Source organism: Mycobacterium sp. E1747 (assembly GCF_001667775.1).
Taxonomy (GTDB): domain Bacteria; phylum Actinomycetota; class Actinomycetes; order Mycobacteriales; family Mycobacteriaceae; genus Mycobacterium.
The window spans coordinates 1-18,702 of the sequence record NZ_LZJI01000130.1; the positions used below are offsets into that span (position 1 = coordinate 1).

Consider the following 18,702-nt stretch of genomic DNA (forward strand, 5'->3'; position numbering starts at 1 on the left):
CGCACTCACCCCGGCCGTCGATCACGTCCGCTGCGCGCTGGTGCTCGACGACTTTCGCGACCTCACCACCGCGATCGGTGCGCCGGGCCCCGCGCCGGCACCCGAGCCGCCCGGCCCGGCGGTCGTGGCGCCCCCGGGACCCGTCTCGGGACCGCCGCCCGGTCCGGCCGGGGTCGTCGCCGCCGGCGCCGTCGTGGTGACGCTGGCGGGCGTCGTGACCGTGGTGGTGACGGTCGAAGTCGTCGGGTTCTTGTTGTTGTTGTCTGAGCTGCAGCCCGCGGTCAACGAACTCGAGGCGATCGCCGCGGCGATCCCCGCGGCGATAAAAACACGCCGCGCAGTTCCACTACCGGTCATGTCAACACCAATCTCTCCTAAGGGGCGATGTCCTTAGTCCCCTTACCCGCTCGGGTCGGAAATCAATCCGTCAGGATGCGTCGGCGGTCTCGGCGGGCAAAGCGAGCTGGGTGGGGCGTTCGTGTCCGCGTAGCGTCACCGTCTCGCCCAAAGTCCAACGGCCACGCTCGTTCTCGCTCGCGCCTTCGAGCGCATCCGACGTCGCCAGCAGCTGGCCCGGGTACGACTTGGCGAGCTCGCACAGGCGGGCCGCCTCGTTGACCGGCCCGCCGATCACGGTGTATTCGAAGCGTTCCCTGGCGCCGACGTTGCCGGCGACGACTTGACCCGCCGCCACGCCGATACCGGCTTGGCACTGCGGCATTTCGTTGGCGAGTCGCTCGGCGATGGCCCGTGCGGCGGTCAGCGCCTGGTCTTCCGGACGGTCCAGATGGTTCGGGGCCCCGAAGATGGCCAGCGTCGCGTCGCCCTCGAACTTGTTGACCAGACCGCAGTGTCGGTCTACTTCCTCGACGACTATGCCGAAGAATTGATTGAGCACGGAAACGACTTCCGCCGGGGGCCGGCTGGTCACCAGTTGGGTAGAACCGACGATGTCGATGAATACGACTGCCACATGGCGTTCTTCGCCGCCCAGCTTGGGGCGCTCGCGTTCGGCGGCGAGGGCGACCTCGCGCCCGACGTGTCGGCCGAAAAGATCGCGCACGCGTTCGCGCTCCCGTAGCCCGTCGACCATCGCGTTGAAACCGCGTTGCAACTCGCCGAGTTCGGTGCCGTCGAAGACGACGAGGTCGCCCCGTAGATCGCCGCGCTCGACGCGCCTCAGCGCCGCGCGGACCACGCGCACCGGGGTCGCGGTGAGCCAGGCCAGAATCCACATCAAGAGGCAACCGAAGATCACCGTGGCGATCGACACGATCAGCACGCCGACCGCGAACTGGGTTTCGGTCAGATTCCGCATCAGCGCCTGGAAGCCCGCCAGGAAGGCGATGCCGAGAACGGGCAGGCCTGAGCCGAGGAACCAGACCACCATGGTCCGGCCCATCATGCCCGAGGCGAATCGCCGCGGTGGCGGCCCGGCTTCCAGTGCCTGGGCCGCGGCCGGGCGCAGCGCGAACTCGGCGAGCAGATAGCTGGCGGTGGCCACCAAGATGCCGCAAATGCCCACCGCGATAAGGAACCGCGGGATGAATAGCTTGTTGACCAGGCCATAGAGCGTCGTGTACACCACCGCCCCGATGCCCCAGAGGATGAGGTCGAAGCGGGCGATCCGCCACGGCGCCAGGAACGTGTTGCGCTCGTCTTCCGGGGTCGGGGCCCGCTCCTCGATGGCCCAGCGCAGCGCGATCACCGTCCGGCGGGTGATCCAGTAGGTGCCCACCGCCAGGGCGAGCGCGATGTAGGCGGGTGACGCCCCGAAGGTGATCCACCATGGCGCGTCGTCGAACACGCTCGGCTGCGGGATGGCGACGATCACCAGGAGCAGCGCGACGGCGATGCCGATCAGGTTGGCGCCCAGCACCAGCACGGTCAGGATGACCTGGATGCGGACGCGGCGGCGCCCCTGGCTCTCGGAGACCTGTCCCAGCAGCAGGGAGCCGTACGCCGGCGTCTCCGGTAACCGGCCGCTCTGACGGGTGACCCTCTCGAGGACCCGCCCGATGCGTTTCGCCAAGCTCTGCGTGGCCGACATGGTGGCGCCAGCCTAATTTGTCGGCGACGCTCTAAGGTGAGTCGGGTGCGTCTAGTGATCGCCCAGTGCACTGTGGACTACGTCGGCCGGCTCACCGCGCATCTTCCCTCGGCCCGCAGGCTGCTGCTGTTCAAGGCCGACGGATCGGTCAGCGTGCATGCCGACGACCGCGCCTACAAACCGTTGAATTGGATGAGCCCGCCGTGCTGGCTGACCGAGGAGCCCGGTGAGCAGGCGCCGGTGTGGGTGGTGCAGAACAAGGCCGGCGAACAGCTGCGCATCACCGTCGAGGATGTCGAGCACGACTCCAGCCACGACCTCGGGGTGGACCCCGGGCTGGTCAAGGACGGGGTCGAAGCCCACCTGCAGGCGTTGCTCGCCGAGCACGTGCAGCTGCTCGGCGAGGGCTACACCTTGGTTCGTCGCGAATACATGACCGCCATCGGGCCCGTCGACCTGCTCTGCCGCGACGAACAGGGCGGTTCGGTGGCGGTGGAGATCAAGCGGCGCGGGGAGATCGACGGGGTAGAGCAGCTGACCCGTTACCTCGAGTTGCTCAACCGCGACAGCGTGCTTGCGCCGGTGAAGGGCGTGTTTGCGGCCCAGCAGATCAAACCGCAGGCCCGCACGCTGGCGACCGACCGCGGGATCCGTTGCATCACATTGGATTACGACAAGATGCGCGGAATGGACAGCGACGAGTATCGGCTGTTCTGAGCCTCCCGGCTAGGCTGGCGGCATGGCCCGGCGCCGCACGTCGCCACGTCGGCGGTGGCAATCGTCGCCGCCCCCGGCGTCACGCCGGGTGGAGCTCGGGCCCGACGGCCACGAGTACGAGGTCCGGCCGGTCGCGGCCGCCCGTGCGGTCAAGACCTATCGCTGTCCGGGGTGTGATCACGAAATTCGCGTCGGCACCGCACATCTGGTGGTATGGCCGACCGACCCGACGCTCGGGGGCGCGAACGATCGGCGGCATTGGCATACCCCATGCTGGAGCCACCGCGCCACGCGGGGTCCGACCCGGAAGTGGTCTTGATCAGGCGGCCGGTTCGACCAGCTCGATGAGGACGCCGCCGGCGTCCTTGGGGTGGATGAAGTTGATCCGCGAGTTTGCCGTGCCGCGACGCGGGGCCTCATAGATTAGCCGGATGCCCTGGGAGCGCAGGTGCTCGATCACGCTGTCCAGGTCGCTCACGCGAACCGCCAGCTGCTGGATGCCGGGCCCGCGCTTGTCGAGGAACTTGGCGATGGTTGAGGACTCGTCGATCGGGGCCATCAGCTGGATCTGCGCGGTACCCTTCGCGGCGCCGCGCACGGCCAGCATCGCCTCGCGGATTCCCTGCTCCTCGTTGACTTCCTCGTGCACCATGATCATGCCGAGGTGGTCGTGGTACCACGCGATCGCGGTGTCCAAGTCGGCGACTGCGATGCCGACGTGATCGATCGCCGTCACCAGTTCGGTGGCTAGGACCTGACGGGCGTCAACTTGATCGGTCGTCATCACATAAAGGTAACCTGGCGGCAAAGATTGCGCTGCTCCGGGAGGCCGGATCGGCCGTCCATGGACGCTTAGGAGGTTGTTATGACGACATCGGTGATCGTTGCTGGAGCGCGCACGCCGATCGGCAAGTTGATGGGTTCGCTGAAGGATTTTTCGGCCAGCGATCTGGGTGCCATCGCGATCGCCGGCGCGCTGGAGAAAGCCAACGTGCCCGCCTCGGCCGTCGAGTACGTGATCATGGGCCAGGTGCTGACGGCCGGCGCCGGCCAGATGCCCGCGCGCCAGGCGGCCGTAGCGGCCGGCATCGGCTGGGACGTCCCAGCGCTGACCATCAACAAGATGTGTCTCTCCGGCATCGATGCCATCGCGCTCGCTGACCAGCTGATTCGAGCCGGCGAGTTCGACGTGGTGGTGGCCGGTGGGCAGGAGTCGATGACGAAGGCGCCGCATTTGCTGATGGACAGCCGGGCGGGCTACAAGTACGGCGACGTCACGGTCCTCGACCACATGGCCTACGACGGTCTGCACGATGTCTTCACCGACCAGCCGATGGGCGCGCTCACCGAGCAGCGCAACGACCTCGACAAGTTCACCCGCGCCGAGCAGGACGAGTTCGCTGCGCGCTCGCATCAGAAGGCGGCCGCGGCGTGGAAGGACGGCGTCTTCGCCGACGAGGTCGTTCCCGTCAACATCCCGCAGCGCAAGGGTGATCCACTGCAGTTCACCGAGGACGAGGGGATTCGCGCCAACACCACCGCCGAGTCCCTGGGCGGCCTCAAGCCGGCTTTCCGCAAGGACGGCACCATCACCGCCGGTTCGGCGTCGCAGATCTCGGACGGGGCCGCGGCTGTGGTGGTGATGAACAGGGCCAAGGCGGAGGAGCTGGGCCTGACCTGGCTGGTCGAGATCGGTGCGCACGGCGTGGTCGCCGGACCGGACTCCACCCTGCAGTCGCAGCCGGCCAACGCGATCAACAAGGCGCTCAGCCGCGAGGGCATCACCGTCGACCAGCTCGACGTCGTCGAAATCAACGAGGCGTTCTCCGCTGTCGCGCTGGCCTCGACCCGCGAACTGGGCGTGGATCCCGAGATCGTCAACGTCAACGGCGGCGCGATCGCCGTCGGGCACCCCATTGGGATGTCGGGAGCGCGGATCACGCTGCATGCCGCCCTGGAGTTGTCGCGCCGTGGCTCCGGCTACGGCGTCGCGGCGCTGTGCGGCGCGGGCGGGCAGGGTGACGCGTTGATCCTGCGGGCAAGGTAAGGCGGCCCGACGAGGCGGGGGGCTGAGGCCGTCGCGGGCGTTGCTGGAAGAGCCCGAACGCGAAGTTTTGTGATGTTCGTCATATCGGGCCTGCCAGGCTCCTCGGCGCGCGATTTTCGGCTCCCCGCGGCGGATCCCCGGGTCCGCGCCACCGGGTGGATGGGTCACCGATGCGCATGACAAACTTGACGGCGTGACGCGTCCGCGACCCTCGATCGGCCCCGCGATGGCCGGCGCCGTCGACCTGTCCGGCCTCAAGCAGCGGGCCCAGCAGCAGCCGCCGGGCGGCGGGACCGGTGGCGGCGCAGCGCCGGCCGCCGCCGAGGGCGGCCCGGGAGTCACCGCGATCACCGAGGCCAATTTCGAGGCCGAGGTCCTGTTGCGGTCCGAGGAAGTGCCCGTCGTGGTGCTGTTGTGGTCGCCGCGCAGCGACGCGTGCGTCCAGCTGTTGGACACGTTGTCCGGCATGGCCGCCCAGGACAACGGACAGTGGTCGCTGGGCACGGTCAACGTCGACGTGACGCCCAGGGTGGCGCAGATGTTCGGTGTCGACGCGGTGCCCACCGTCGTGGCTTTGGCCGCCGGACAGCCGATCTCGAGTTTCCAGGGCATGCAGCCGCCGGATCAATTGCGCGGCTGGCTGGACCAGATCCTTTCCGCGACGGCCGGGAAACTCAGGGGCTCAACCGGTTCCGCGGCTGCCGACGAGGTCGACCCCGAGTTGGTGGCCGCCCGCGAGCAGTTGGAGGCCGGCAACTTCCAGGGCGCCCGAGGGGCGTACCAAGCGATTCTGGACGCCAACCCGGGCAGTGCCGAAGCCAAGGGCGCGATCCGCCAGATCGACTTCCTCATGCGCGCGACCGCGCATTCACCGGACGCGGTGGCCACCGCCGATGGGGCACCGAGCGACATCGACGCGGCCTTCGCGGCCGCCGACGTGCAAATCCTCAACCAGGACGTGAGCGCGGCTTTCGAGCGCCTGATTGCCTTGGTGCGCCGCACATCAGGCGACGAGCGCACCCGGGTGCGCACCCGGCTGATCGAGCTTTTCGAACTTTTCGATCCCGCCGATCCCGAGGTCGTCGCCGGCCGGCGGAACCTCGCGAACGCGCTCTACTGAGCTGCGCATGCCGCGGAAGTCGGGTGCTCGCGGCGAAAGCGGCCTACTCGGGCTCGAGCCACAGGGCCGAGTTGGGCGGTAGCACCAGCACCGCCGAGGCTGGGCGCCCATGCCACGGGTCCTCGGTGGCATCCACCCCGCCCATGTTGCCGATACCGGAGCCGTTGTAATCCGTGGCGTCGGTGTTGAGCACCTCGCGCCAGCGACCGGCGGACGGCAGCCCCAGCCGGTAGCCACCGTGCTCGGCGCCCGCGAAGTTGAAAATGCACGCCATGACGGATCCGTCGCTGCCGTAACGCAGGAAGCTCAGCACGTTGTTGGCCGAGTCGTTGGCGTCGATCCAGGAGTATCCGTCGGGGACGGTGTCCTGGCTCCACAGCGCCGGGTGGCTGCGGTAGATGGCGTTGATGTCGCGCACCAGCCGCGCAACGCCGTTGGAGAATCCTTGCTCGTCGAGCTGCCACCAGTCCAGGCCGCGTTCCTCGGACCATTCGGCGCGCTGGCCGAATTCCTGCCCCATGAACAGCAATTGCTTGCCGGGATGCGCCCACTGATAGGCGAGCAGGCTGCGCAGCCCCGCGGCCTTGACGTGGTTGTTGCCCGGCATCCGGCCCCACAGGGTGCCCTTGCCGTGCACCACCTCGTCATGGCTGATCGGCAGCACGTAGTTCTCGCTGAACGCGTACAGCATCGAGAACGTCATCTCGTGGTGGTGATAGTTGCGGTAGATCGGGTCGCGGCCGATGTAGTCGAGCGTGTCGTGCATCCAGCCCATGTTCCACTTCATCGAAAAGCCCAGGCCGCCAAGGTTTGTCGGTCGCGTGACGCCCGGCCATGACGTCGACTCCTCGGCGATGGTGACGATGCCCGGGGCGCTCTTGTGCACCGTGGCGTTCATCTCCTGCAGGAACTGGACGGCTTCCAGGTTCTCCCGGCCGCCGTAGATGTTGGGCGTCCAACCACCCTCGGGGCGGGAGTAGTCCAGGTACAACATCGAAGCGACCGCGTCCACCCGCAGCCCGTCAACGTGGTACTCCTCGAGCCAGTACAGCGCATTGGCCACCAGGAAGTTGCGCACCTCGGCGCGTCCGAAGTCGAACACGTAAGTGCCCCAGTCGAGTTGTTCACCACGCTTAGGATCGGCGTGTTCATAGAGCGGGGTGCCGTCGAACCGTCCCAGCGCCCAGGCGTCCTTCGGGAAGTGCGCCGGCACCCAGTCCACGATGACGCCGATGCCGGCGTGGTGAAGCGCGTCGACCAGGGCCCGGAATTCGTCGGGCGTGCCGAATCGCGACGTCGGCGCGTAGTAGGACGTCACCTGGTAACCCCAGGATCCGGCGAACGGGTGCTCGGCGACGGGGAGCAGTTCCACGTGGGTGAAGCCGTGCTCCACCACGTAATTGGTCAGCTCCTCGGCGAGCTGCCGGTAGCCGAGCCCGGGGCGCCACGAGCCCAGGTGCACCTCGTAGGTGCTCATCGGTTCGAACACCGGATTGCGTTGGGCCCGCTGATCCATCCATTCGGCGTCCTGCCAGGTGTAGTTGCTGCGGGTGACGCGGGAGGCGGTGTGCGGCGGGACTTCGGTGGCGAAGGCCATCGGGTCGGCCCGCTCGGTGACGACGCCGTCGGCGCCGTGCACGCGAAACTTGTACAGGCCGTCGACGGGGAAGTCCGGCCAGAACAGCTCCCACACTCCCGACGAGCCGAGCGAGCGCATGGGGGCGTCACTGCCGGTCCAGCCGTTGAACTCGCCGATCAGGCTGACACCCTTGGCATTGGGCGCCCACACCGCGAACGCCACCCCGTTGACCACACCGTCGGCCGTGGTGAACGAGCGGGGATGCGCGCCGAGGACTTCCCAGAGCCGCTCGTGCCGACCCTCGCCGAACAGGAAGAGGTCGACCTCGCCCAGCGTGGGCAGGAAGCGGTACGCGTCGGCGACGGTGTACGGGTCGGCGCCCTCGTATCGGATCTGCAGCCGGTAGTCGATCAGGTTGGTGAACGGCAGCACCGTGGCGAACAAGCCGGATTCGATGTGCTCCAACGGAAATCGATCGTCTCCCACCAGGGCGACCACCTCGGCCGCATGCGGGCGGAAGGCCCGAATGACGGTGTGGTCGGCGTACTCATGGGCGCCCAGGACGCCGTGCGGGTTGTAATGCGTGCCGGCTAGCAGGCGGGCCAGGTCGGCCGGGTCGGGCGCCAGGTGTGTCCTGGCCAGTTGGTCGGCTTGGCTCATCTCACAATCCCTCCGGTCCGTTCGGTGGCCTGCGGAGCAGCTTCATTCGCGACTCCTGCGGGATGATCGGCATGTTGATCACATGCGCAACCGCTCGTGCAGGGTCGATGCGAACGTAGTTTGCTTGCCCCCATTGGAATTCTTGGCCGGTGATTTCGTCGCGCACCCAAAATCGTTCGTAAGGCTCCATACCCAAACCCGCCATGTCCAAAAACAGGGTGGCTTCCTCGGCGCCGAACGCGTTGAGCGTCACCACCACCAACACGCAGTCGCCGGTCGCCGGGTCGAACTTGCTGTAAGCCAGCAATGCGTCGTTGTCGACGGCGTGGAAATGAATGGTCCGCAGCTGCTGCAACGCCGGATGCAGCCGGCGAATCGAGTTGAGCAGCGTGATGAACGGCTCCAGCGAGCGTCCCTGGGCCAGCGCACCCGCGAAATCGCGAGGCCGTAGTTCGTATTTCTCCGAGTCCAGATACTCCTCGCTGCCCTCCCGCACCGCGCGGTGCTCGAACAGCTCGTACCCCGAATACACGCCCCATGCCGGGCCCATGGTCGCCGCCAACACCGCGCGGATCGCGAACATGCCGGGGCCGTTGTGCTGCAAGACGGCGTGCAGGATGTCGGGCGTGTTGACGAACAGGTTCGGCCGCCGAAAATCCGCGGCAGCGGCGATGGCATCGCCGAATTCGGTGAGTTCCTGCTTGGCGGTGCGCCAGGTGAAGTAGCTGTAGGACTGGGTGAAACCGAGCTTGGCCAGACCGTACTGCCGGGCCGGCGGCGTGAACGCCTCCGAGAGGAACAGCACGTCGGGGTCGATGCCCTTCGCCTGGGCGATCAGCCATGCCCAGAAGTTCGGCGGCTTGGTGTGCGGATTGTCCACCCGAAAGAATTTGACGCCGTGGTCCATCCAGTGCCGCACGACGCGCAGCACTTCGTCGTAAAGGCCCGCCGGGTCGTTGTCGAAGTTCAGCGGATAGATGTCCTGATACTTTTTCGGGGGGTTCTCCGCGTAGGCGATGGTGCCGTCGGGTAATTCGGTGAACCACTCGCGGTGGTCGCGCGCCCAGGGGTGGTCCGGCGCGCATTGCAGGGCCAGGTCCAAGGACACCTCCATGCCCAGTTCGCGCGCCGCGGCGACGAAGGCGTCGAAATCCTCGATGGTGCCCAATTCCGGGTGAATGGCGTCGTGACCGCCCTCGTCGCTGCCGATCGCCCACGGGGACCCCACATCCCCGGGGGCGGCGGTCGGAGAGTTGTTGCGCCCCTTGCGATGTACCTTGCCGATCGGATGGATCGGCGGCAGGTATACGACGTCGAATCCCATCGCGGCGATGCGCGGCAGCTGGGCGGCCGCCGTGGCGAACGTGCCGTGCACGGGCTTGCCGTCGGCGTCCCAACCGCCGGTCGAGCGGGGGAACATCTCGTACCAGGAGCCGAAGCGGGCTAGCGGCCGGTCCACCCACACCCCGTACTGCTCACCGCGGGTGACCAGATCGCGCAACGGATACTCGGCCAAGATCTCGTCGATCTCGGGCGCCAGGGCCAACGCGGTCCGGGTGACCGGGTCACCGGGAGTGCGCAATGCCGCGGCGGCGGCCAGCAGCGGGTCGCGCTTCGCGCGCGGAACCCCCGTCGCGGCGCGCTCGAACAGACCAGCCCCGACCAGGAGGTCGTTGGACAGTTCCGTCTCGCCCTGGCCGGCCTCCAGCTTGGCGGCCAGGCCATGCCGCCAGGAGTGGATCGGGTCGCCCCAGCCGTCCACGCGGAAAGTCCACAGGCCGACCCGGTCGGGGGTGAACTGCCCGTGGAAAACATAGGGCTCGAGGCCCAACGTCATCGGCAGCAGCAGCGGCTTGACCCGTTGCTGGTCCACAACGCCGTCGACTTCCGTCGCGGTTTTGACGGGGGCCTGAACCGCTTTGATTCGGCGCGTTTCGGTCACTTGCGGATAGCGGGGCCCGAGGTAGCGCACGACCAGCGTCGCCGCGACGGCCTCATGGCCTTCTCGCCACACCGCCGCGCTGACCGGCACGATCTCACCGACCACGGCCTTGGCGGGATAAGCGCCGCATGAAACGACGGGTTGGACGTTATCGATCTCGAGACGACCAGGCACAACACTCCGTTCCGATTTGCCGGTTCCTCCCGGCCCGGCTTCTCGGGCCGTGGAGTCGCCGGCGGTTTCCGACTAGCCGACCCCTGCTCGGTTCGCCTCCTGGGACGCGGACCGCATCGTCGCCGGCTGGTTGCGATTGTGTGCGGGCACGCCGCGTGTGCTCGGTCGCGGGATGCCTCTCGTCTGGCGAAAACTTCCTTGTCGTGGGGGACTTCCTCTGTGGGGAAGCGCCGTTGCGGCCCCAGTAACTAACCGATACCCACCCTAGTGTCCGGTCACACCCCCGGCGGGAAAAGGCGTCGACCGTCGTCGTGCGCGGCGCGAAATCCTCAGTAAGGTAAGGATGCGTGAAAGCCCTCCGCCGCTTTACCGTCCGTGCTCACCTTCCCGAACGGCTGGCCGCGCTGGACCAGTTGTCGAACAACTTGCGATGGTCATGGCACAAGCCGACCCAGGACTTGTTTGCGACCGTGGACGTGGACCTGTGGGAGCGGTGCGGCTCCGATCCGGTGGCATTGCTGGGCGCGGTGAACCCGGCGCGGCTCGACGAGTTGGCGCTCGACGAGAACTTCCTGCGCCGCCTCGACGAGTTGGCCGCCGATCTGAACGATTACCTGTCTCGGCCGCTGTGGTATCAGCAGCAGCAAGCCGACGGTGTGGCGATGCCGAGGGCCATCGCCTATTTCTCGATGGAATTCGGCGTTGCCGAGGTGCTGCCGAATTACTCGGGCGGTTTGGGCATCCTCGCCGGGGACCACCTGAAGTCGGCCTCCGACCTTGGGGTCCCGCTGGTGGCGGTGGGCTTGTACTACCGGTCGGGGTATTTCCGGCAGTCGCTGACCGCGGACGGATGGCAGAACGAGACGTACCCGTCGCTCGACCCCCAGGGGTTGCCGTTGCGGCTGCTCACCGACGCCGCCGGGGGTCCCGTCCTGGTCGAGCTCACGCTTCCCGACTCCGCCCAGCTGCACGCGCGGATCTGGGTCGCGCAGGTGGGGCGCGTTCCGCTGCTCCTGCTCGACTCCGATATCCCCGAGAACGAGCATGATCTGCGCAGCATCACCGACCGGCTGTACGGCGGCGACCAGGAACACCGAATGCGTCAGGAGCTGCTGGCCGGCATCGGCGGGGTGCGGGCGATCCGCGCGTTCACCGCGATCGAAGGCCTGCCGGCGCCCGAAGTGTTCCACATGAACGAGGGGCACGCCGGCTTCCTGGGTGCAGAACGCATCCGCGAGTTGATGTCCGATGCCGGCCTCGACTTCGACACCGCGCTTGCCGTCGTGCGTTCCAGCACGGTGTTCACCACCCACACCCCGGTGGCCGCCGGCATCGACCGGTTCCCGATCGACATGGTGCGGCTCTACTTCGACGGCCACCTCGAGCAGGATCCCGGGAAGAAGACCGAGAAGGCCGGTGTCAAGAACGCGCCCGCGTTGTTGCCCGGCGTCCCGACCGCCCGCATTCTCGCCCTCGGCGCCGAGGACGACCCGACCAAATTCAACATGGCGCACATGGGATTGCGGCTGGCGCAGCGGGCCAACGGCGTCTCGCTGCTGCACGGTGAGGTCAGTCGGGCCATGTTCAACGAGCTGTGGCCCGGATTCGACTCCGATGAGGTGCCGATCGGGTCCATCACCAACGGAGTGCACGCGCGCACCTGGGCGGCGCCGCAATGGTTGGAGTTGGGGCGTGAGCTGGCCGGTTCCGATTCGTTCGGTGATCCGGGCGTCTGGCTACGGCTGAATCAGGTTGATGCGGGCCATCTCTGGTGGATCCGCTCGCAACTGCGCTCGTCGCTGGTCGAGGACGTTCGGCGGCGGCTGCGCAAATCCTGGCTCGAACGCGGGGCGTCCGACGCCGAATTGGGTTGGATAACAACGGCATTTGACCCCAATGTGCTGACTATCGGGTTCGCCCGGCGGGTGCCGACCTACAAGCGGTTGACGCTGATGCTGCGTGACCCGGAGCGGCTCGAACGCCTGCTGCTCGACGAGGACAGGCCCATCCAGCTGATCGTCGCCGGTAAGTCGCATCCCGCCGACGACGGCGGTAAGGCGTTGATCCAGCAGGTGGTGCGGTTCGCGGACCGTCCGGAGGTGCGCCACCGCATCGCGTTCCTGCCCGACTACGACATGTCCATGGCCCGGCACTTGTACTGGGGATGCGACGTCTGGCTGAACAACCCGCTGCGGCCGCTGGAGGCCTGCGGCACCTCCGGGATGAAGAGCGCGCTCAACGGCGGCCTGAACCTGTCCATCCGCGACGGCTGGTGGGACGAATGGTACGACGGCGAAAACGGTTGGGAGATACCGTCCGCCGATGGTGTGGCCGACGAGGCCCGTCGCGACGACCTGGAGGCCAGCGCGCTCTATGACCTGTTGGAACAGGCCGTCGCGCCCAAGTTCTACGAGCGCGACGAACACGGGGTGCCGCCGCGGTGGATCGAGATGGTGCGGCACACGCTGCAAACGCTCGGTCCCAAGGTGCTGGCTTCGCGCATGGTGCGCGACTACGTGGAGCGCTACTACACGCACGCCGCCCAGTCGCTGCGCCGGACGGTCGGGCCCGCCGAGGGCGGCGACGACGGCGCTGAATTCGGCGCCGCGCGCGAGGTGGCCACCTATCGTCGGCGTGCCGAAGAGGCGTGGCCGAAGATCACCATCACCGACGTGGACAGCACCGGGTTGCCGGACACGCCGGTGCTCGGCTCCAAGCTGACGCTGACCGCCACCGTCGCCCTGGACGGTCTCGCGCCCGACGAGGTTACGGTTCAAGGAGTGGTGGGCAGGGTGGACGCCAGCGACGCGCTGCTGGATCCGGTCACCGTCGAGATGTCGTACACCGGGACCGCCGAAGGCGGCAACCAGGTGTTCTCGACGACGTTGTCGCTGCCGCTGGCGGGGGCGGTCGGGTACACGGTCCGGGTGCTGCCCCACCACCCGATGCTTGCTTCCAGTGCCGAGCTCGGCCTGGTCACCCTGGCCCGCTGAGCTCAGGCGGGCTGGCTTTCGGAGGCGGTGCGCAACCGATGAAGCGCGGCGCGGACCTGGGCGGGGTCCGTGGTCTGCCAGAACGGCGGCAGCGAGGCGCACAGGTAGCCACCGTACCCGGCGGTCACCATCCGCGAGTCCAGCACCGCAACCACCCCGCGGTCGGTGACGCGCCGCAGGAGCCGGCCTGAGCCCTGCGCCAGCAGCAGGGCGGCGTGGCTGGCGGCGACGGCCATGAAGCCGTTGCCGCCGCGCGCGGCCACCGCGCGTTGGCGTGCGCCCAGTAGCGGGTCGTCCGGCCGGGGAAACGGGATGCGATCGATGAGCACCAGCGACAGCGACGGACCCGGCACGTCGACGCCCTGCCACAGCGACAGGGTGCCGAACAGCGAGGTCTGCGCGTCGGCGCTGAACTGTTCGACCAGCGCGGAGGTGCTGTCGTCGCCCTGGCACAGCACCGGCATCGACAACCGCTGGCGCATGGCCTCTGCCGCGGCCCGCGCGGCGCGCATCGACGAGAACAATCCCAGGGTCCGCCCGCCCGCCGCGGTGATCAACTCTTCGATCTCGGTCAGCTGCTCGGCCGACCCGGTGCCGTCCCGGCCCGGTGGCGGCAGGTGGGCGGCGACGTAGAGGATCCCGGCCGTGGCGTGGTGGAACGGCGATCCGACGTCGATGCCGCGCCAGCGCGCGCCCCCGGTGTCCGCAGCGGTCAGGCCCCACGCCGCCGCCATCGCGTCGAACGACCCGCCGATGGCCAGGGTCGCCGACGTCAACACCGTGGTCGACCGGGAGAACACCCGCTCGCGCAGCAGGCCCGCGACCGACAACGGCGCCACCCGTAGCACCGGGCGCATGGCGCCCCTGTTGTCCTCGTGATCCAGCCACACCACCTCGGTGCGATCGGGAATCGCCGGGGCGAACGACGTGAGGACGCGTGAGGCGGTGTCGGAGATCTCGCTCAGCGCCGCCACCGCTTCGGCCCGGGCCGCGGCGGCTTTCGCGTCGCTGGTGCTGTCGATCGCCGAACGTGCCGCCGCGGCGGCGTCGCGCAGCACGGTCAGGTAGGTGGTCAGTTCGTCGTCGAGGCGGTCGATGCGGCCCGGAGCGGCCTCGTGAATCGTCGCGGCGAAATTGGCCGTGGCCGCCTCCAAGCGTTGTATCAGTTCGGGATTCACCAACCGGGCGATCCGGCGCGCCGCCACGCCCAGGGCGGCCGGCGTCAGCTCGGCGGTGGCTACCGACGTCACCCGGTCGACCAACTCGTGGGCCTCGTCCACCACCAGCAACTCGTGCTCGGGCAGCACCGCCGATTCGGCGACGGCGTCGATCGCTAGCAGAGCGTGGTTGGTCACCACGATGTCGGCAGCGCCGGCCCGGCCCCGCGCCCGCTCGGAGAAGCACTCGGCTCCGAATGGACAACGCGCCACGCCCACGCATTCCCGCGCCGAAACGCTGACCTGCGACCAGGACCGTTCTGGCACACCCGGTTTCAGGTCGTCGCGATCACCGGAGTCGGTCGTCGACGCCCAGGCGGTGAGACGTTGGACGTCGCGGCCCAAGGCGGTGGCCGCCACGGGATCGAAGAGCTCCTCCTGCGGCCGGTCGCCGGCATCATCCTCGGCCGCGGCGCCGCCATTGTGAATCTTGTTCAGGCACAGATAGTTTCGACGGCCCTTGAGCAGCGCGAATTGTGGGCGGCGGGGGAGCGCATCGGCGAGCGAATCGATGAGCCGGGGCAGATCGCGATCGACGAGCTGGCGCTGCAGGGCGATGGTGGCAGTGGACACCACGACCGGCGAGTCGTCGTCGATGGCGCGCACCAGCGCCGGCACCAGGTAGGCCAGTGACTTTCCGGTGCCGGTACCGGCCTGCACGACGAGATGCTCACCGGTGGCGAACGCCCGCGCCACGGCGTCGGCCATCTCGAGTTGACCGCCGCGCTCGCTGCCGCCGAGCGCGGACACGGCAAGGGCCAGCAACTCGGGCACGGACACTTCGGACGTGGCTATCCTCTTTGCTTGCGGTGCTATGGGCGGGCGGCGGGGATCTGCGTCGTCGGGATCGCGGGTTCGCCCTGCGACAGGTTTAAACCCTCCCACGGCAGACTGCGTAGCCCGGAAGCTACCAGCTCGCGCGCCGCGGTGACATTGGGTTTGGACACCAAGTCGCCGCCGCGCACCAGCGGGACGGTCAAAGCGCGAGACGGTTCGGTGATCGTGGGCGGGTGGCCCGCCGGATACACCACCTCCTCGGTGACGGTGCCGGACGAGCGCATCAGGCGCAGCGCCTCCTTGCGGCCGCCCCGGGATTCCTTGTGGCTGCTGCGCTTCTGCACGGGTAGGCCATCCACTTCGACCAGTTTGTAGACCATGTTCGCCGTGGGTGCGCCAGAACCCGTCACGAGCGACGTGCCAACGCCGTAGGTGTCCACCGGTTCGGTGCCCAAGGCGGCGATGGAGAACTCGTCGAGATCGCCGGACACCACGATGCGGGTCCGGGTGGCGCCCAGCCGGTCCAGCTGATCGCGGACCTGGCGGGTCAGCACGCCCAGCTCGCCGGAGTCGATGCGGACCGCCCCGAGCGCCTCCCCGGCGGCGGCCACGGCGTTGGCCACGCCGGCCGTCACGTCGTAGGTGTCCACCAGCAGCGTGGTCCCGGCGCCCAGCGCGTCGACCTGAGCGCGGAATGCGGCCAGTTCGGTAACTTCGGCGGGCTCGGCGCTCGCGTGCAGCATCGTGAACGCGTGCGCGGAGGTGCCCTCCGCGGGGATGCCATATCGGCGCCAGGCCTCGAGGTTGGAAGACGCGGCGAAGCCGGCGATATACGCGGCGCGCGCCGCGGCGACCGCGGCGTGCTCGTGGGTTCGCCGCGATCCCATCTCGATCAGTGGGCGGTCCCTGGCCGCGCTCACCATCCGCGCCGCCGCCGACGCGACCGCGGTGTCGTGATTGAAGATCGACAGCGCCAGCGTCTCGAGCACAACACACTCGGCGAAGGTGCCGGTCACCGACAGCACGGGCGAACCGGGAAAGTACAGCTCACCCTCGGCGTAGCCGTCGATGTCGCCCCCGAACCGGAAATCGCGCAAGTAGCGCAACGTATCTGGATCGAGGAATTCGCCCAGCAACTGGCACGCCTCGTCGCCGAAGCCGAATTGCGGCAACGCCTCGAGCAGCCGCCCGGTGCCGCACACCACGCCGTAACGGCGGCCCTCGGGCAGCCGGCGTGCGAACAGTTCGAAGGTCGTCGTGCGCTCGGCGGTGCCGTCTCGCAGCGCCGCCGCCAGCATCGTCAACTCGTATTTGTCGGTAAGCAGCCCAGTTACGACCGGGTCATTCATTCCATAACGGTATCGGCTGCCGTCGGGGGCTCGGAAACCTCATCTCATCCTCGGTATCGTGTAAGCCATGGTTGTAATGTCAGCGCCCACTAAGCCGGGCTCTACAGGACAACGCGAGTCCGCTCCGGTAGACGTCACGGCGAGTCCGTGGGTCACGATCGTGTGGGATGACCCGGTCAACCTGATGACCTACGTGACGTACGTGTTCCAGAAGTTGTTCGGTTATAGCGAGCCGCACGCCACCAAGCTGATGTTGCAGGTGCACAACGAAGGCAGGGCGGTGGTGTCGGCCGGCAGCCGGGAGTCCATGGAAGTCGACGTGTCCAAGCTGCATGCCGCCGGTTTGTGGGCGACCCTGCAGCAGGACCGGTAATTCTCGAGGGCCTCGGCGATTACCTGTGCGCAAATGGAAGCGCGTCGAGACCGGGGACGGTCCCCGTTTCCGGTCGGCGCTCGCGGCTCACGAGGCCGCGCTGCTGAAGAACCTGTCGACCGCCATGGTCGGCTTGCTCGATGAGCGTGAATCTGCCACTCCCGCAGACGAACTCGAGGAGATCACCGGCATCAAGGCGGGAAATAGCGAGCCGCCGAGGGATCCGACCCTGCGGCGGCTGCTGCCCGATTTCTTCCATCCGGACCACGATGACCCCTCGGGTCCCGATGTCACGGATAGCCTCAACGCCGCCCTGCGCAGCCTGCACGAGCCCGACATCATCGACGCCAAACGCCTTGCCGCGCAGCGGTTGCTGGACACCGTTCCCGAGGGCGGCGGCCGGTTCGATCTGAGCGAACAGGACGCGAATGCCTGGGTCGCCGCGGTCAACGACATCCGGCTGACGCTGGGGGTCATGCTCGAGGTGGGCCCGGACGGCCCGGAGCGCCTGCCCGCCGACCACCCCCTGGCCGTGCACTTCGACGTTTACCAGTGGCTGACCGTCCTACAGGAATACCTCGTTTTGGTGCTCATGGGGCCCCGATGAGCCACGAGGGCCGCCGGATGGACTCCATCACCGATGTCGGGGGCATCCGCCTCGGGCACCACCAACGGCTCGACCCAGACGCGACCATGGGCGCGGGATGGGCGTCCGGTGTCACCGTCGTGCTGACGCCGCCGGGGACCGTCGGCGCGGTGGATTGCCGCGGCGGTGCGCCCGGTACGCGGGAGACCGACCTGCTCGATCCCGCCAACACCGTGCGGTACGTCGACGCGGTGTTGCTCGCCGGAGGCAGCGCCTACGGTCTGGCGGCCGCCGACGGCATCATGCGCTGGCTGGAGGAACGGGACCGCGGCGTGGCGATGGACGGCGGGGTGGTGCCGATCGTCCCGGGCGCGGTGATCTTCGATCTGCCGGTCGGCGGCTGGGGCTGTCGTCCGACCGCGGAGTTCGGCTACCTGGCCTGTGAAGCGGCCGCCGAGGGCGAGGGCGCGCCGGCCGTCGGCAGCGTCGGCGCCGGCGTCGGCGCGCGCGCCGGAGTGCTCAAGGGCGGCGTCGGCACGGCCTCGACGGCGCTGCCGTGCGGGGTGACCGTCGGTGCGGTCGTCGTGGTGAATTCGGCCGGCGACGTCGCCGACCGGGCCACCGGCCTGCCGTGGATGGCGGACCTGATCGAGGAGTTCGGGCTGCGGCCACCGCCGGCGGAGCAGGCCGACGCCTTCGCGCAGTTGGCCACCGCGGCGAGCCCGCTGGAGAACCCGCTCAACACCGTCATCGGTGTGGTGGCCACCGACGCGGCGCTCAGCCCGGCCGCATGCCGCCGCATCGCCGTCGCCGCCCAGGACGGACTGGCCCGCGCCATCCGCCCGGCGCATACCCCGTACGACGGCGACACGGTGTTCGCGCTGGCGACCGGGGCGGTCGAGGTGCCGCCGCCCGCGGCCGACGCGCCCGCGTCGTTCTCGCCGGAGATGCGGCTCGCCGCGGAGGTGGGTGCCGCGGCGGCCGACTGCGTGGCGCGGGCGGTGCTGGTCGGTGTGTTCGCCGCGGATTCGGTGGCGGGGATACCGACCTACCGCGGCCTGTTGCCGGACGCGTTCGCCCGATGAGAAGTTCGCCGCGCTTGGCGCCGGTAACCTGCA

At 68.5% G+C, this 18,702-nt stretch carries 14 protein-coding genes and 1 pseudogene; 9 read left to right on the forward strand and 6 right to left on the reverse strand.

Features of this window, described 5'->3' with window-relative positions; genetic code table 11:
• Window positions 1-73: pseudogene (locus A5695_RS30260) on the forward strand (hypothetical protein); the annotation flags it as partial.
• Window positions 74-427: 354 nt separating this feature from the next.
• Here the strand turns inward: A5695_RS30260 and A5695_RS12985 are convergent.
• Entirely contained in the window at window positions 428-2,050 is a 1,623-nt protein-coding gene (locus tag A5695_RS12985; RefSeq protein WP_068082148.1) for an adenylate/guanylate cyclase domain-containing protein, read from the reverse strand.
• 45 nt (window positions 2,051-2,095) lie between these two features.
• On the opposite strand from A5695_RS12985, the gene nucS reads away from it, so the two are divergent.
• Both nucS and A5695_RS12995 read left to right on the forward strand, forming a co-directional pair.
• Entirely contained in the window at window positions 2,096-2,767 is a 672-nt protein-coding gene (gene nucS, locus A5695_RS12990) for an endonuclease NucS (protein ID WP_067281184.1), read from the forward strand.
• Window positions 2,768-2,789: 22 nt separating this feature from the next.
• Window positions 2,790-3,086: a hypothetical protein gene (locus tag A5695_RS12995; protein WP_068082151.1), complete on the forward strand. Its 297-nt coding sequence runs from the start codon at window positions 2,790-2,792 to the stop codon at window positions 3,084-3,086.
• Here the strand turns inward: A5695_RS12995 and mce are convergent, their stop codons facing one another.
• Window positions 3,087-3,554: a methylmalonyl-CoA epimerase gene (gene mce, locus A5695_RS13000; RefSeq protein ID WP_197515477.1), complete on the reverse strand. Its 468-nt coding sequence runs from the start codon at window positions 3,552-3,554 to the stop codon at window positions 3,087-3,089.
• 78 nt (window positions 3,555-3,632) lie between these two features.
• Between mce and A5695_RS13005 the strand changes: the two genes are divergently transcribed.
• Together A5695_RS13005 and A5695_RS13010 are read left to right on the forward strand one after the other, a co-directional pair.
• Window positions 3,633-4,814, forward strand: coding sequence for an acetyl-CoA C-acetyltransferase (locus A5695_RS13005; RefSeq protein WP_068082157.1), 1,182 nt, complete (start codon window positions 3,633-3,635; stop codon window positions 4,812-4,814).
• Window positions 4,815-5,007: 193 nt separating this feature from the next.
• Complete coding sequence (locus A5695_RS13010) at window positions 5,008-5,934, forward strand: tetratricopeptide repeat protein (RefSeq protein ID WP_068082160.1); 927 nt, start codon at window positions 5,008-5,010, stop codon at window positions 5,932-5,934.
• Between the two features lie 43 nt (window positions 5,935-5,977).
• Here the strand turns inward: A5695_RS13010 and glgB are convergent, their stop codons facing one another.
• The gene (glgB, locus tag A5695_RS13015; protein WP_068082163.1) at window positions 5,978-8,173 is read right to left on the reverse strand and encodes a 1,4-alpha-glucan branching protein GlgB; all 2,196 of its coding nucleotides are present in this window, start codon (window positions 8,171-8,173) and stop codon (window positions 5,978-5,980) included.
• 1 nt (window position 8,174) lies between these two features.
• On the reverse strand, window positions 8,175-10,289 hold the full coding sequence (locus A5695_RS13020; protein WP_068082165.1) for an alpha-1,4-glucan--maltose-1-phosphate maltosyltransferase: 2,115 nt from the start codon (window positions 10,287-10,289) through the stop codon (window positions 8,175-8,177).
• 347 nt (window positions 10,290-10,636) lie between these two features.
• Between A5695_RS13020 and glgP the strand changes: the two genes are divergently transcribed.
• Entirely contained in the window at window positions 10,637-13,282 is a 2,646-nt protein-coding gene (glgP, locus tag A5695_RS13025; RefSeq protein ID WP_068082168.1) for an alpha-glucan family phosphorylase, read from the forward strand.
• Between the two features lie 2 nt (window positions 13,283-13,284).
• Here glgP and A5695_RS13030 read toward each other — a convergent pair whose 3' ends face one another.
• Together A5695_RS13030 and A5695_RS13035 are read right to left on the reverse strand one after the other, a co-directional pair.
• Window positions 13,285-15,294, reverse strand: coding sequence for an ATP-dependent DNA helicase (locus tag A5695_RS13030; RefSeq protein ID WP_068082263.1), 2,010 nt, complete (start codon window positions 15,292-15,294; stop codon window positions 13,285-13,287).
• Window positions 15,295-15,311: 17 nt separating this feature from the next.
• Window positions 15,312-16,625 carry a nicotinate phosphoribosyltransferase gene (locus A5695_RS13035; protein WP_068082173.1) on the reverse strand — a complete coding sequence of 438 codons (1,314 nt, stop codon included), beginning with the start codon at window positions 16,623-16,625 and terminating at the stop codon, window positions 15,312-15,314.
• Window positions 16,626-16,692: 67 nt separating this feature from the next.
• Between A5695_RS13035 and clpS the strand changes: the two genes are divergently transcribed.
• From clpS to A5695_RS13050, 3 genes are read left to right on the forward strand one after another with little or no spacing between them, the layout of a single operon-like run.
• Window positions 16,693-16,998 (forward strand): ATP-dependent Clp protease adapter ClpS, encoded by a 306-nt coding sequence (gene clpS / locus A5695_RS13040; RefSeq protein WP_068082175.1) that lies wholly within the window; start codon window positions 16,693-16,695, stop codon window positions 16,996-16,998.
• 25 nt (window positions 16,999-17,023) lie between these two features.
• Window positions 17,024-17,605, forward strand: a complete 582-nt coding sequence (locus tag A5695_RS13045; protein ID WP_068082184.1) for a DUF2017 domain-containing protein — start codon at window positions 17,024-17,026, stop codon at window positions 17,603-17,605.
• Window positions 17,606-17,622: 17 nt separating this feature from the next.
• A complete protein-coding gene (locus A5695_RS13050; protein ID WP_068082266.1) occupies window positions 17,623-18,669 on the forward strand; it encodes a P1 family peptidase in 1,047 nt (348 codons plus the stop codon).
• Window positions 18,670-18,702: the final 33 nt, after the last annotated feature.

What these genes read in the sequence shown, in the direction of transcription:
- clpS (WP_068082175.1), top strand. Translation starts at nt 16,693, where the DNA reads ATGGTTGTAATGTCAGCGCCCACTAAGCCGGGCTCTACAGGACAACGC.
- A5695_RS12985 (WP_068082148.1), bottom strand. Translation starts at nt 2,050, where the DNA reads ATGTCGGCCACGCAGAGCTTGGCGAAACGCATCGGGCGGGTCCTCGAG.
- A5695_RS13005 (WP_068082157.1), top strand. Translation starts at nt 3,633, where the DNA reads ATGACGACATCGGTGATCGTTGCTGGAGCGCGCACGCCGATCGGCAAG.
- A5695_RS13035 (WP_068082173.1), bottom strand. Translation starts at nt 16,625, where the DNA reads ATGAATGACCCGGTCGTAACTGGGCTGCTTACCGACAAATACGAGTTG.
- A5695_RS12995 (WP_068082151.1), top strand. Translation starts at nt 2,790, where the DNA reads ATGGCCCGGCGCCGCACGTCGCCACGTCGGCGGTGGCAATCGTCGCCG.
- A5695_RS13050 (WP_068082266.1), top strand. Translation starts at nt 17,623, where the DNA reads ATGGACTCCATCACCGATGTCGGGGGCATCCGCCTCGGGCACCACCAA.
- glgB (WP_068082163.1), bottom strand. Translation starts at nt 8,173, where the DNA reads ATGAGCCAAGCCGACCAACTGGCCAGGACACACCTGGCGCCCGACCCG.